General features: G+C 41.8%; 13 protein-coding genes. 7 read left to right on the forward strand and 6 right to left on the reverse strand.

The annotated features are described in order from the left end of the window. Positions 1 to 6: 6 nt before the first annotated feature. Positions 7 to 426 carry an arsenate reductase ArsC gene (locus IM797_RS22110; protein WP_194129375.1) on the forward strand — a complete coding sequence of 140 codons (420 nt, stop codon included), beginning with the start codon at positions 7 to 9 and terminating at the stop codon, positions 424 to 426. Between the two features lie 10 nt (positions 427 to 436). Then, the gene (arsB, locus tag IM797_RS22115; protein ID WP_194129376.1) at positions 437 to 1,495 is read left to right on the forward strand and encodes an ACR3 family arsenite efflux transporter; all 1,059 of its coding nucleotides are present in this window, start codon (positions 437 to 439) and stop codon (positions 1,493 to 1,495) included. A 5-nt stretch (positions 1,496 to 1,500) separates the two neighbouring features. Here arsB and IM797_RS22120 read toward each other — a convergent pair whose 3' ends face one another. Genes IM797_RS22120 through IM797_RS22145 form a run of 6 tightly spaced genes read right to left on the reverse strand, consistent with a single transcriptional unit; the run spans position 1,501 to position 8,347 of the window. Further along, positions 1,501 to 2,166, reverse strand: coding sequence for an NAD-dependent epimerase/dehydratase family protein (locus IM797_RS22120; protein WP_194129377.1), 666 nt, complete (start codon positions 2,164 to 2,166; stop codon positions 1,501 to 1,503). A 44-nt stretch (positions 2,167 to 2,210) separates the two neighbouring features. Then, positions 2,211 to 2,804, reverse strand: coding sequence for a DUF4199 domain-containing protein (locus IM797_RS22125; protein ID WP_194129378.1), 594 nt, complete (start codon positions 2,802 to 2,804; stop codon positions 2,211 to 2,213). A gap of 11 nt (positions 2,805 to 2,815) precedes the next feature. After that, on the reverse strand, positions 2,816 to 3,487 hold the full coding sequence (locus tag IM797_RS22130; protein ID WP_194129379.1) for a hypothetical protein: 672 nt from the start codon (positions 3,485 to 3,487) through the stop codon (positions 2,816 to 2,818). Continuing rightward, the gene (locus tag IM797_RS22135; RefSeq protein WP_194129380.1) at positions 3,480 to 4,751 is read right to left on the reverse strand and encodes a dihydroorotase family protein; all 1,272 of its coding nucleotides are present in this window, start codon (positions 4,749 to 4,751) and stop codon (positions 3,480 to 3,482) included. The genes IM797_RS22130 and IM797_RS22135 overlap by 8 nt, the downstream gene beginning before the upstream one ends. Beyond that, positions 4,748 to 6,754, reverse strand: coding sequence for a BatA domain-containing protein (locus IM797_RS22140; RefSeq protein ID WP_194129381.1), 2,007 nt, complete (start codon positions 6,752 to 6,754; stop codon positions 4,748 to 4,750). Before IM797_RS22140 ends, IM797_RS22135 begins: the two co-directional genes overlap by 4 nt. A gap of 21 nt (positions 6,755 to 6,775) precedes the next feature. Continuing rightward, complete coding sequence (locus tag IM797_RS22145) at positions 6,776 to 8,347, reverse strand: L,D-transpeptidase family protein (RefSeq protein WP_228099045.1); 1,572 nt, start codon at positions 8,345 to 8,347, stop codon at positions 6,776 to 6,778. Positions 8,348 to 8,693: 346 nt separating this feature from the next. On the opposite strand from IM797_RS22145, the gene hisG reads away from it, so the two are divergent. From hisG to hisH, 5 genes are read left to right on the forward strand one after another with little or no spacing between them, the layout of a single operon-like run. Beyond that, positions 8,694 to 9,545: an ATP phosphoribosyltransferase gene (hisG, locus tag IM797_RS22150; protein ID WP_194129383.1), complete on the forward strand. Its 852-nt coding sequence runs from the start codon at positions 8,694 to 8,696 to the stop codon at positions 9,543 to 9,545. Positions 9,546 to 9,600: 55 nt separating this feature from the next. Further along, complete coding sequence (gene hisD / locus IM797_RS22155; protein ID WP_194129384.1) at positions 9,601 to 10,899, forward strand: histidinol dehydrogenase; 1,299 nt, start codon at positions 9,601 to 9,603, stop codon at positions 10,897 to 10,899. Between the two features lie 5 nt (positions 10,900 to 10,904). After that, complete coding sequence (gene hisC, locus IM797_RS22160; RefSeq protein WP_194129478.1) at positions 10,905 to 11,945, forward strand: histidinol-phosphate transaminase; 1,041 nt, start codon at positions 10,905 to 10,907, stop codon at positions 11,943 to 11,945. A gap of 23 nt (positions 11,946 to 11,968) precedes the next feature. Beyond that, the gene (hisB, locus tag IM797_RS22165; protein ID WP_194129385.1) at positions 11,969 to 13,102 is read left to right on the forward strand and encodes a bifunctional histidinol-phosphatase/imidazoleglycerol-phosphate dehydratase HisB; all 1,134 of its coding nucleotides are present in this window, start codon (positions 11,969 to 11,971) and stop codon (positions 13,100 to 13,102) included. Further along, positions 13,102 to 13,695 (forward strand): imidazole glycerol phosphate synthase subunit HisH, encoded by a 594-nt coding sequence (gene hisH, locus IM797_RS22170; RefSeq protein WP_194129386.1) that lies wholly within the window; start codon positions 13,102 to 13,104, stop codon positions 13,693 to 13,695. The genes hisB and hisH overlap by 1 nt, the downstream gene beginning before the upstream one ends.

A 13,695-nucleotide genomic window follows, 5' to 3' on the forward strand; every position in this document is an offset into this window, starting at 1 on the left:
AAAACGATGAAGAATATATTGATATTATGTACCGGCAACAGCTGCAGAAGTCAGCTTGCTGAAGGTTACCTGCGCCATTTTGCAGGTGAAAATGCACAAATCTACAGTGCGGGAATTGAAACGCATGGAGTAAATCCCAGAGCCATTGCTGTAATGGCCGAAATTGGTCTGGATATCAGTCGCCATACTTCCAACCATGTAGACGAGTATAGCGGAATCCAATTCGACTACCTCATTACAGTATGCGACAATGCGAATGAAGCCTGCCCTTATTTCCCCGGTCAGGTAAAGCGCTTCCATTACAATTTTCCTGATCCGGCAAAGGCGAGGGGAACAGAAGAGGAAATTATGCAGGAGTTTAGAAAAGTGAGGGATATGATCAGAGCTTACAGTTTTGATTTTGTTGAAACGCAATTAAAAGCCTAAGAAATTTATCATGTCAGCAAATCATTGTGCCCCGGCAAACAGGAAACAATTGTCGTTTTTAGACCGGTACCTAACCTTATGGATTTTTCTTGCCATGGGCACAGGTATTGCCATCAGCTATTTTATTCCCTCCTCTACAAATTTCATCAATTCCCTTTCAAGCGGCACAACCAATGTTCCGCTGGCCATTGGCCTGATCTTGATGATGTACCCTCCATTGGCCAAAGTAAACTATGCACAAATGGGCAGGGTATTTAAAGATACCAAAGTGCTGGGCGCCTCACTCCTACTGAACTGGATTGTCGGCCCACTTTTAATGTTCATCCTGGCCATTACCTTTTTGAGAGAGGAACCAGCGTACATGACCGGCCTGATCCTGATCGGCCTGGCCCGCTGCATCGCAATGGTGGTGGTATGGAATGAACTTGCTGAAGGGAACCGCGAGTACGCAGCTGGCTTAATTGCCTTGAACAGCATTTTCCAGGTACTGTTTTACAGTGTACTTGCCTATTTTTTCATCACCGTGTTGCCACCCTGGTTTGGCGTACAGGGCTTGGAGGTAAAAATCTCCATGCTGGAAATTGCGGCAAGTGTAGGTATCTATCTGGGGATTCCTTTTATACTTGGGATCATTAGCCGCTATGTCCTGATCAACTGGAAAGGTGAAAAATGGTTTATAGATAAATTTGTAGCTTTCATTTCGCCAATTACCTTAATTGCCTTATTGTTTACCATCGTGATCATGTTTAGCCTAAAGGGCGCGCTTATTGTTCAGATTCCTTTTGATGTATTGCGCATTGCCCTTCCCTTGCTCATTTACTTCGTACTGATGTTCATCATCAGCTTTTTTACAGGTCGGTATTTCGGTGCAGACTATGCCAAACGAACTGCCATTGCCTTTACCGCAACCGGAAACAACTTTGAATTGGCCATAGCCGTAGCGATAGGGGTATTTGGGATCAACTCTGGACAGGCATTTGCTGGCGTTATCGGGCCCTTGGTAGAAGTACCGGCACTAATTGCGCTGGTCAATCTGGCCTTCTGGCTTCGGAAAAAACAACAGGACTAAACCCTTTACTGTTTCGCCAGACGTTTAATGTCGTCAATCTCCAGAATATGTTTAGGGTAGCCTTTAAGTACACTATTGATCATCGCCAAGCCAACTTCCTGCATCGTGCAAACCTGACCTGGTAAAAGTAAACGCAGCACAGGATACATCCTACTGATGATTTTATAATAATTTTTGATATTCTTTTGCCCGTTTGTAGGCTTCATAAAGCCAGGTCTGAAATTATATACAGATTTGAATGGCAAACGCAAGAGCGCATTTTCAGTCTTACCTTTTACACGCGCCCACATGATCTTTCCAGTTTCGGAACTGTCACTGTGGCCACCAGATACATGACTAAACACCATCTCCGGATTGAGCTTTAACAAAGTATTGGCAAAATGCATGGGCGTATCAAAAGTTACCCGGCTGTAGTCTTGTTCGTTCATTCCTCTTGAACTGATCCCAGCGCAATATAAACAGGCATCATAGCCACTTAATTGTTCTTTAAAGCTTTCCAGATTAAAAAAATCAGGAACGATGCATTCCTTCAATTTTTCATGCTTTTTCCCGGTGTAGGATTTACGACCTACGATTAATATTTCTTTGACATCCGGGTGCTCCAAACATTCAAACAATACACCCTCGCCTACCAAACCTGTAGCACCTGTAATGATTACCTTGATATCCATATGTCAAGATATGGATAATCAAGGTAAAATAGGTTATAAAATAATTATCCTTCGCTGGTATCGCCAAACTGCAAAGGCGGGTCTTTTCTAAAAATAGCCCCAAATATTAGTGAAACCACAAAAATGATAATCACACCAATCAAATGACCTTGTACAGTTTGCATAAACGTACCGTTACTCTTTTTCTCAAACTCGGCATTCATCTCCTCTTCCTTCTTATCAATCTCCTCTTCAGAAACCCCTTGTTTTTTCATCAATTGCAAACTCGCATTAACTACACTCCGCTGTATTTTTGAGGACATATCTTTCTCAATCAACTTGTTGAAAACAAAGTTTCCGCCAACCGATATGACATAAGAAACCAGGAACATGATAAAGATGCCAGAAGTAGCCTGCCTTAAATTCCAGTATCCACCAATCTTTTTACGCAGATCTCTCGCAAAAAAGATAGCAATAACAATGGGAATGATGATACTAATTACAATTGGTGAAACAAACACTACCGCCATCGAAGTCGTACTCACCAGTATATAAGATGAAATGATACCCAAAATCAGGGCGATTAACCCAAATCCAATCCCGTTTTTTGCGGCTTCTGGCTTTAAGTTTTCTAAACTTTGCAATTGATCTGTTTTCATGAGCAGCGAAATTAAGCAATATTAAATGCAGCAATTAATACATAAACCGCAATGTCAAATTCTTTATTGGCACTGTAAGTTTCCAATTCTTTAATGATCTGATCACTTGCTTTAGGCTGGTGAAAAAAGGTCATAAAAGGAACAAATAACTCTTCCATTTCCTCACTCAGATCGATCATACCGGCATGACTGCAAATATCCTCTACACTGCTGTCTACCAGGTTCTGATTCGTAATCAAATCCTCATAAATATGGAACTCATCCTGGAACTCATCTTCCTCTACCAATAAAAACTCTTTCAGGAAATCTTCCAGATCTGGCTCAATCTGCTCATCGTGGCATTCGTTGATGTACAACAACAAGTTTAGCAATTCTGTACCTCTGTCTATGGTTTCTTCTTCAATGTTGGACCATTCATCAGATTCCAGGTAATCCTCTTCCAGTTTGTACACATCACTGGCAAAGAAATTGATCATCAAAAGATCAAAAAACACTTCTCTCAACTCTTCAAAAGCCGGATACTCGTCAAAAGCTTCGTCAAATTCCTCCAGCTTCTCCATAAAGCCCAGGTCTTTACTAAACACTTCAATCAGCGTCTCTTCCAGTTTAATTGAATTTTGTCCTGAGGCCTCCGCAAACTTATCTAAAGATGCGATGAGGGCCGTTTTTACGTGATTATCCATACGTTTGTAATTGTTTGTTGTTATATACCAGTTTTACCTGGCCTGTCAGTTTTTTATTTAATAAAGGCGAGTTGGCAGATTTAGAATAATTGCTTGTGGCAGTATAATCCCATACTTTAGCAGGGTCATATACCGTAAAATTCGCATCTGCACCTACTTCGATCACCGGCGGATATATGCCAAGTACCAGACGTGGGTTGATGGATAGTTTTTCTGCAATCTGTTCAGCATCCAGTCCTGCTTTGATCAACAAAGGCAATACGGTTTGTAAAGAAATGATGCCATAAGCAGCGATCTCAAATTCCACATCTTTAAATTCTATCTCATGCGGACGGTGTTGTGAACTTATCGCATCGACCACCCCTTCTTTCAATCCATTGATCAAGGCCTTCACATCAGTTTTACTACGCAAAGGAGGTTTTATCTTGTAATTGCTGTCAAAATCGTTAAGCAATTCTTCTGTGAATACCAGGTGATGTACCGCAACGTCGCAGGTAACTTTTAAACCATCCTTTTTTGCTTTCTTGATCAGCGCTACTGAACCCGCAGTTGAAATGTTACTGAAATGAATTTTAGCATCATGGTAGGTTGCCAGGAAAATATCACGGCTAATGTGCATTTCTTCTGCCAGCGCAGGCAGGCCTTTCATACCAAGCAGCACACTATTTTTACTTTCGTTAATTTGTGATTTTCCAGCGATAGATTTGTTTTCCGGATAAACCATCAGCAAACCTTTAAAACCTTTGGCATATTGTAAAGCGCGACTCATAAATCCGTCATCTACAATCGGTTTATGACCATCTGAGAAGGCAATAGCGCCAGCTTCCTGCATATCGTACAATTCGGCCAGTTCCTTACCTTCCAGGTCCCTGCTGATGGCTCCTATCGGCAGTACATCAACCAGGTTACCTTTTGCTTTGTTAATCAGGTAAGCGACCTCACCTTTGGAATGCACCACAGGTTTACTGTTTGGTAATACTGCCAATCCGGTAAAACCTCCTGCCGCAGCAGCAGCAGTAGCGGTATACACATCTTCTTTAGTTTCAAATCCAGGATCTCCGATTGAACAGTTCAGATCAAAAAAACCAGGCGAAAGTACTGATCCCATCCCATCAACAACGGTTTCCCCCTGATCAGCTTTAAAGGTACCCAATGTCGTGTTTATAGCGGTTATTTTACCCTGTTCTACACGTACATCACATTTCTGTTTGTTAAACTTACTGTTGGGATCGGCTATCGTTACGCCCCTGAGGAGAAGATTCATGTCGTTGTTCTATTTTTTGGATTATTAAAAAATCGGATCAGTAGTATTTCTATTGCGATGAAAATGATTGCCAAAATTAGGCAAAGTTTCCATAATTCGCTGCCGCTGTTTTTGAGCTGCAGATTTAAAGCATTGATATCAGTTGTCTTTAATTCTTTTTCAGTCGCATAACGTAAATCAGATTCTGCACGATTGTCGTTAAACGCGACAACAGCTATCAGGTCGTTTCCATTTTTCAATTCGTAAAAGCCGGATTTACGAACCTGGTCTGCCACATACAACAAAGTTTTACCTGGTGTTTGCCTCACTTCCGGAATTACCTCAAACTGCTCGGATACCAGTTTTAAATGTTGATTGGCCATCAGTCTGATCTGATCACTCTCCAACAAAGTGCTCTTACCCACTGTATAATACAGCGGCTGCTCCTGTTTACTTGAAAAAGCGAAATTAAACATCAGTGGTACAAATACAGGGTGCCTGGCCAGGTTGCCATTTTTCTCGTTGAGATCACTGGAGGATAGATAAATGCGACCCGCACCTACATGGTATTGTGCAATAAGAAATCTGTTTAATGGCAAAGACAACACATTTTCTTTATGGTCTGAGCGCTGTTCCGCATAACTGAAATAACGGCTTACCTGAGGCAGATCAATGTTTTTAGGGATGTCCTCAAAAGCATCTTTAAAAAACGGACTTTTCAGGTCCATACTACTGGCAATTGCCGGCCCGCTAACCAGTTCTTTAACAGCTGGCAGCGACAATGTCTTTAAAAATGGACTATATACATTTGCCCCAGCTTCCAGATCAGGAAAAACAACAACCGAACCTCCAGCCTCAACATAAGCTTTTAACTGTTGCGCAAGGCCCGAAGCAGGATTCGTTAATCCAGTCAGCACAATCAGGCTGTAATTGGAAAACTCAGTATACCGGATATTGGATTCGGGCATTTCGCTGAGCTTAAAATAAGCATCCGCAGCAAACAACGACCTCACAAAACGCCCCGAAGCATTCCCCGTAACACTTAAAACCTTCAACTCCGGATCTACTTTAAAACTAAAATTCAAAGCATCATCAAAAGTTAAAGGAAAATCTTTAATACGAAGTACACCCTCTTGCCAGCCGGCAGTTAAACCACTAAACGAAAGGGTATCTCTCACTGCTTTTCCTGCAGGAATTTTAACATTTGCGACAGCCTTCTGCTGGCCGTTTACCGTTAATTTTAAAGGAATATCAGCCGCATCGGTTTCACCATAATTTCGAAGTTGAACTACAAACTGTTCTGGCTGACCCGGCCTGTGTACAGGCGATAAAGACCAGACGCTATCAACAGATACGTTGGGAATGCTGTTTGCTTTTAAACGCACATAGGAATAGGCTACCTGCTTATCGGTTTGAACCGGTTTATCACCCACAAAGTTTTGTTGAAAGTCTGACAGTATATAAGCTTTTTCATTTCTATTGGCAGAAAGATCGGACTGCAGACGGTTAACCACCTGCTGTAAATCCGGGCTATTGGCTGAAATCTTAACTTCATCCAGCAATTGGATAAACTCCTCTTTATTGACCAGACGCTGATGTTTACCTTCAAAATCATTGGTCAGCAACTTGAACTGATCCGTAATCGGATAAGCGGCAGCAATTTCCTTCGCCTTACGTTTCGCCTCATCCAGCAGCGTGCCCTCTTTATTGAGCATCCCCATACTGTAAGAATTGTCGATATACACCCGGATCAGGTTACTCAGACCTGCCTTCTGTTCCCCGCCTTGCTGTAAGTAGGGCTGTGCAAAGGCCAGTACCAGGAATACAATGGCCAGGATACGGCTGATCAATACCAGCACATGCTTTAATTTTTCGCGGGAAGAATTCTGTTCTTTGGCTTCTTTAAGAAATTGGACATTGCTGAAGTAAACCTTCTTGAATTTCCTGAAATTAAACAGGTGAATTGCAATAGGAATGGCTATTGCCAGCAGTGCAAAAAGAAAACCTGGGTATAGGAAATTCATTAAAAACCAAAGGTAGAAATTTTACATGAATTTCTTCATAGCTGTCCACAAAGTTTCATCCAATCCGTAAACATCTGGTCTGAACTGCATCGCACCATGGTCTGACCAGGCTGTTACATAGTTGATAATCAAAGGAATTGGTTTTTTAACGCCAAACCATTTCGGTTTAAGTTGAAACACATTAACTGTATCCGATTTTTTGGCCAGCTTTTTACGGAATACATCCATTTTGGTAGTATCAAGCGGTGGCAGGTTCACTTCCATGCGCAGTTGGTCAAATTGATATTTATCTTTCACCATCGTCTGCGCAAATTCCAAAGGCTTCTCTACGCGCACGCAACCGTGACTAATGGCACGATTGGCTCTTGCAAATCCACTTTTATTATTCGTATCGTGCAGGTAAATACTGGATCCATTATCGAATATAAATTTAAATTTCCCCAGTGCATTACCTTCACCAGAACCTTGTTTAAATTGAAAAGGCAATTTCTCCCGGGGGTATTTATTCCATTGTATGGTATCCGGATCCCTGACTTCCTTACCTCTGTAATAGACTTTGATGTTGTTGTTGGACAGGTAATATGGATCTTTAACCGCCTGCCAGTAAATCTCGCTCTGGGCAATGCTCACCGGAATGTTCCATACGGGATTGACCTGGATGGAATTCAGTTTACTATACAAAATCGGGGTCTCATGGTTTTTAGGTTTGTCATCCAGACGCCCACTTTTAGCATAAGCTTTCAGTTTTTCGGCATAATCCTTCTCGCGGGCGCCGCCTACACATACCTTCATATGGGTTAGTGTATCCTGATGACTAAACCAGGTTAAAGAAAAATCAGGAATATTCACTTCTACGTATTCTTCACCCAATTCAGGAATTTTCCAGCGCAAACGCTCCATATTAACCCGGATGGTCTTCGCCTCCGCGCCATTTCTATCCGGACCTTCACTGGCAAGCACCTGTTGCAAAGCGATGTACTGCTCAGATTTGGGCTGGATATCCTCCAGTAGCTTACGCAGATTATCTGTATTTAAGACTTTGTTGATGGAAGCACTATCCGGCCGCTGAACAGGTACATAATAACGTGAAAAAACTTTCCTTGGGTTAACTACCCCGTAATAAAGATAGTTGTTGTATTTAATCAGACTTTCTGCAGCATTCAACTCCAAATCAGCAATTACAGGATATACCTCTTCAATGGATTTGAACTTATTGGCATTCAGGCTTTCCAATAAAGCGGAAAGTTGCTTATACCGGAAATTATCCGGATTAAAGCCGTGTTCTTCGCTTCTGCTGACATAATCCTTCAAGGTATCTAAACCACCTGTAGGAAAATACCTGTTGACCAGTTTCGGTTCCAGGTTATGCACCAAATAAAAATGAGTCAGCAATTTGGGATTTGAGAATTTACCGGCCAAAGAATCCAAATGCTTTTTAAAAACCACATTGTAAACGGCAGTATCAAACTTGTTGTAGAGTTTATTATTGAAATGGGTAGCAAGCATAGTACCTACTTCCGGTACTTCCTTAAACCAGTTACAAGAGCTTATTAATAATAAAAAAGGGAATAAAATGGGCAGTAATCTTTTCAAAACGGTGTCAATTAGCGGCAAATTTAGCTGTTATTAATAACAATACTTTGCTTAACTCAAATTAAATGCCAGTTTAAAACGTAATCAGCCGGAGACTCCATTCCGAGGCAAAAGAATTAAAACCAAATTTTATTTGGATTTGCAATTTCAATGTATATATTTGCAATCCCCAAGCATTGCTAGCCATTGTTGATAAGGGACTTAAATAACATTATGAACACAGCTTTGAACCATCATTTACATTTGCACCATCGCCAATTGGCGATGTATATGTAATGTTTTGTACTTCAAAACTTGTTTCCGAAAAATTATTTCTTGTCCAATACAACAATCTTAAATTAGCAATTTGAAAACACTTAAAATAGCTATCCAGAAATCGGGTAGATTAAACGAAAAATCAGTAGAAATTCTTAAAAATTGTGGTTTATCTTTTGAAAACTACAAAAGCTCACTCATCTCAAGCGTAACTAACTTTCCTTTGGAAATTCTCTTTTTAAGAGATGACGATATTCCGGAATATGTACAGGATGGCATTGCCGATCTGGGTATAGTTGGTGAAAATGTAATCGTAGAGGCCGGAGCAGAAGTGACCTATTTACAAAAGCTGGGTTTCGGAAAATGTACTTTAAAAATTGCCATTCCTAACGAAAGCCGGATTACTGAAATTGCACAACTGGAAGGCCAGGCGATTGCCACTTCTTATCCGGTTATTCTGGAAAAATACCTGAAAGAAAATCATGTAAATGCGGACATTCGTACCATTTCCGGTTCAGTAGAGATTGGCCCTGGTCTGGGGCTGAGTGATGCGATTTGCGATATCGTTTCTACGGGTGGAACCTTAAAAAGCAACGGACTGAAACCTTTTGCCGAAGTGATGAAATCTGAAGCAATCCTGATTGGAAAAGCAGGTTCAGAATTGTTACCTGAAGTGCAGGAATTGCTGCAAAGAATTCGCTCTGTACTGCGTGCAAAAGAAACCAAATATGTGGTACTGAACGTGGCTAAAACCAATCTGAAAAAAGTGGTGGATTTATTACCAGGTGTGAAAAGTCCGACGGTTGTGCCTTTATTTGATGAGGAATGGGTAGCAGTTCACTCGGTCATTGCAGAGCACGATTTCTGGGAAAAAATCAACAGCCTGAAAGCTGCGGGTGCCCAGGGCATTGTGGTAATGCCGATCGAAAAGATCATCGCTTAAGGCTGTTTACAGAAAAACAGCCCTTAACCATTAGTTAAACATAAAACATAACAAATTGAAAATCTACAGTTATAACAACTTATCTAAACAGGAAATTGAATCAATCTGTTTACGACAGCTGGAAGATGACACCACCATACAGGAGCGGGTAAAAAGCATTGTGGCTGAAGTAAAAGCTCAGGGCGATCAGGCCCTTTTCAATTATGCACTGGCATTTGACCAGGTACAACTGGCTCAATTGTTCATCACCGGCGAAGAGATTACCAGCCTTGCAGCATCGATTCCTGTAGCGGCAAAAAATGCAATTGATACCGCTTACCATAACATCAAAGCTTTTCATGCGGCACAAGCCGTTAAAGAAGCAAAAATAGAGACCATGCCAGGGGTAACCTGCTGGAGGGAAAGCCGGGCCATTGAAAGTGTAGGACTTTACATTCCGGGCGGAACAGCAGTTTTACCAAGTACCTTCCTGATGCTGGGCATACCGGCAGTATTGGCCGGCTGCAAAGAAATAGTAGTGTGTTCACCACCTCAGAAAGATGGAAAAACGAATTGTTACCTCGCCTATTGCGCACAATTATTGGGCATAGAAAAGATTTACCTGGTAGGCGGGGCACAGGCTGTAGCGGCCATGGCTTACGGAACAGAAAGCGTTCCTAAAGTTTCTAAAATATTTGGTCCGGGTAACCGATACGTAACTCAGGCCAAGCAATTGATCCAATCGGCTACCATGACGGCAATCGATATGCCTGCTGGCCCATCAGAGGTTTTGGTGCTTGCCGATGAGACTGCCAATCCGTCATATGTAGCCTCAGACCTATTGGCCCAGGCCGAACATGGCACTGATAGTCAGACGATTTTAGTGGCTACCTCCAGGGAAATCATAACCCAGGTAGTTGAACAAATAGACCTTCAAATTAAAGCTTTACCCAGACAGGACATCGCGGCGGCAGCCATAGCCAACTCTTACGCCGTATTGGTTGATGATCTGCTGCAGGGAATAGCCTATAGCAACATGTATGCGCCTGAACACCTCATCCTTTCAACAGCGCATTTTGAAAAACTTATCCCCGAAATTGAAAATGCAGGTTCTGTATTTTTAGGAAACCTGACGCCGGAAAGCGCTGGTGATTATGCATCAGGAACCAACCATACCCTGCCAACCAGTGGTTTTGCCAAGGCATATTCAGGTGTTTCACTGGATTCTTTTGTAAAAAAGATCACCTTTCAACACATCAATACCATTGGACTGAAAAACATAGGCAATACCGTAGAAATACTTGCCGCAGCAGAAGGATTGGACGCGCACAAGAATGCAGTAAGCATTCGTTTAAAATCATTAGAGGAGTTATAGTCATGATGGACATCAATAAATTACAAAGAGAAAACATTAAAAACCTTCGCCCCTACTCTACCGCGAGGGATGAATATAAAGGACAAGCCAGTGTATTTTTAGACGCAAACGAAAATAGTTACGGCTCCCCATTGGAAGAAAACTACAACCGTTATCCAGATCCTTTACAACTGGATCTGAAAGATGCCATCGGCAAAATCAAAGGTGTTCCAATTAAAAATACTTTCCTTGGAAACGGAAGTGATGAGGCCATAGATCTGTTGTTCCGGGCGTTCTGTGAACCGGGAAAAGACAATGTCGTTATCCTGCCACCAACTTACGGCATGTATGAAGTTTCAGCAAACATCAACAACGTAGAAATCCGCAAGGTAAACCTATTGCCCAATTATCAGCTTGACCTGGATAAAATTGCCGAAGCGATCGATGAAAACACCAAACTGATCTTCATCTGCTCACCGAATAATCCAACGGGAAATTCAATCATCAGAACAGATATAGAAACCATTTTAGCCAATTTTAATGGCCTGGTCGTGATTGATGAAGCCTATATCAATTATGCCAGACAAAGGACTTTCATCCAGGAACTCACCGAATATCCTAATCTGGTAATCTTACAAACCTTTTCGAAGGCATGGGGACTAGCTGCCTTACGCCTGGGCATGGCCTTTGCCGCCCGGCCTGTAATAGATGTACTCAATAAAGTGAAACCGCCTTATAACATCAACCAGGCTACACAAGACATTGCATTAAAAGCACTCGCCAATATTGAACAGGTCAATGAATGGATCAAAATTACCGTAGCTGAAAGAGACAGCCTGAGCAAACAGCTGGAAGCTTTGCCTATGGTGAAAAAAGTACATCCCTCTGATGCCAACTTCATCCTGGTTGAGGTTGCCGAAGCACTTAAAACTTATGATGCGCTGGTAGCACAGGGAATCATTGTCAGGGACCGCTCAAAAGTGACACTTTGCGAAGGGTGCCTGCGCATAACAATTGGAACAAAAACCGAAAACGAAACACTTTTAAATGCGCTTAAATCAATTTAAAAGCTAAACTCAGAACCAAAACAATGAAAAAAGTATTATTTATCGACAGGGACGGAACGTTAATCATCGAACCAGAAGATCAGCAGATAGATTCCTTCGCCAAACTTGATTTTTATCCAAAAGCGCTATACTATCTTTCTAAAATCGCAACAGAACTGGACTATGAGCTTGTTATGGTGACCAACCAGGATGGCCTGGGTACCAATTCTCATCCAGAAGAGAACTTCTGGCCAGTACATAACTTCATCATGAAAACTTTAGCCGGTGAAGGTATTGAATTTAAAGAGGTGATCATCGACAAAACTTTTGCACATGATAACGCCCCTACACGCAAACCAAATACCGGATTGCTGCAGCACTTTTTTAATGAAGGCTATGACCTGGCGAATTCCTTTGTGATCGGCGACCGCATCAATGATGTGATCCTGGCCAAAAATCTCGGTGCAAAAGCGATCTGGTTGCGCAATAACGATCTGTTGGGTGCCAATGAAGTATTGGAAAAGGCTGAAAATCTGGCCCACTTCATTGCTTTGGAAACACAATCCTGGGTAGATATTTATACCATGTTAAGAGCCGGGACCCGTACCGTACATCATGAACGGAACACCAACGAAACGAAGATCAGCATTGATATCGATCTGGACGGAACTGGTAAAGCCGAGATCCATACGGGACTGAACTTCTTTGACCACATGCTGGACCAGATTGCACGTCACGGCAGTATCGATTTGAAAATCAAAACTGATGGTGATTTACACATTGATGAACACCATACGATAGAAGATACTGGTATTGCTTTGGGCGAAGCTTTCAGCAAAGCAATTGGCAATAAACTGGGTCTGGAACGTTATGGATTTTGCTTGCCTATGGACGATTGTTTAGCCCAGGCAGCGATTGATTTTGGCGGTCGTGCATGGATCGTTTGGGATGCAGATTTTAAACGTGAAAAAGTAGGTGATATGCCGACAGAGATGTTCTATCATTTCTTTAAGTCTTTTACTGATGCAGCAAAGTGTAATCTGAATATTAAAGCTGAAGGCGATAACGAACACCATAAAATTGAAGCGATTTTTAAAGCTTTTGCCAAAGCAATTAAAGTAGCGATTAAACGCGACCCCGATAAATTAGTCTTACCAAGTACAAAGGGAATCTTATAATGATTGGAATTGTAAACTATGGAGCCGGAAATATCTTTTCTCTGACCGCAGCGTTAGAAAGACTGGATATTCCTTTCGGCATGGTCAATACGGCCGCAGAGCTTGACCTGTATACCCACATCATCATTCCCGGTGTAGGACATGCCGGTACGGCCATGAATAAACTCCTGCATACCGGATTGGTAGCTCCAATTAAAGCGCTAACCAAACCTGTGCTCGGTATCTGTGTAGGTATGCAATTGCTTACCCAACATTCTGAAGAAGGTGATGCCGACCTGATGAATATTGTACCCATCAAAACGCGGTTATTCAATAAGGATCAAGGCATTAAAATTCCGCACATGGGTTGGAATAATATCGAACACCAAAACAATTCTTTGTTTGAAGGTGTTGAAAACGGTACACAATTTTATTTTGTGCATTCGTACTTTATTGAATATAACGCTACTTTTGACATCGCGACTGCAAACTATGGGATGCCATTTTCAGCAGCTGTAAAAAAAGACAACTTCTACGGTGTACAGTTCCACCCAGAGAAATCTGGAATCGCCGGAGAAAGGCTATTAAAAAATTTTTCAAACTTAAAACAGTAA

Source organism: Pedobacter sp. MC2016-24 (assembly GCF_015223055.1).
Lineage (GTDB): Bacteria > Bacteroidota > Bacteroidia > Sphingobacteriales > Sphingobacteriaceae > Pedobacter.

What these genes read in the sequence shown, in the direction of transcription:
- IM797_RS22110 (WP_194129375.1), top strand. Translation starts at nt 7, where the DNA reads ATGAAGAATATATTGATATTATGTACCGGCAACAGCTGCAGAAGTCAG.
- arsB (WP_194129376.1), top strand. Translation starts at nt 437, where the DNA reads ATGTCAGCAAATCATTGTGCCCCGGCAAACAGGAAACAATTGTCGTTT.
- IM797_RS22120 (WP_194129377.1), bottom strand. Translation starts at nt 2,166, where the DNA reads ATGGATATCAAGGTAATCATTACAGGTGCTACAGGTTTGGTAGGCGAG.
- IM797_RS22125 (WP_194129378.1), bottom strand. Translation starts at nt 2,804, where the DNA reads ATGAAAACAGATCAATTGCAAAGTTTAGAAAACTTAAAGCCAGAAGCC.
- IM797_RS22130 (WP_194129379.1), bottom strand. Translation starts at nt 3,487, where the DNA reads ATGGATAATCACGTAAAAACGGCCCTCATCGCATCTTTAGATAAGTTT.
- IM797_RS22135 (WP_194129380.1), bottom strand. Translation starts at nt 4,751, where the DNA reads ATGAATCTTCTCCTCAGGGGCGTAACGATAGCCGATCCCAACAGTAAG.
- IM797_RS22140 (WP_194129381.1), bottom strand. Translation starts at nt 6,754, where the DNA reads ATGAATTTCCTATACCCAGGTTTTCTTTTTGCACTGCTGGCAATAGCC.
- hisC (WP_194129478.1), top strand. Translation starts at nt 10,905, where the DNA reads ATGGACATCAATAAATTACAAAGAGAAAACATTAAAAACCTTCGCCCC.
- hisB (WP_194129385.1), top strand. Translation starts at nt 11,969, where the DNA reads ATGAAAAAAGTATTATTTATCGACAGGGACGGAACGTTAATCATCGAA.
- hisH (WP_194129386.1), top strand. Translation starts at nt 13,102, where the DNA reads ATGATTGGAATTGTAAACTATGGAGCCGGAAATATCTTTTCTCTGACC.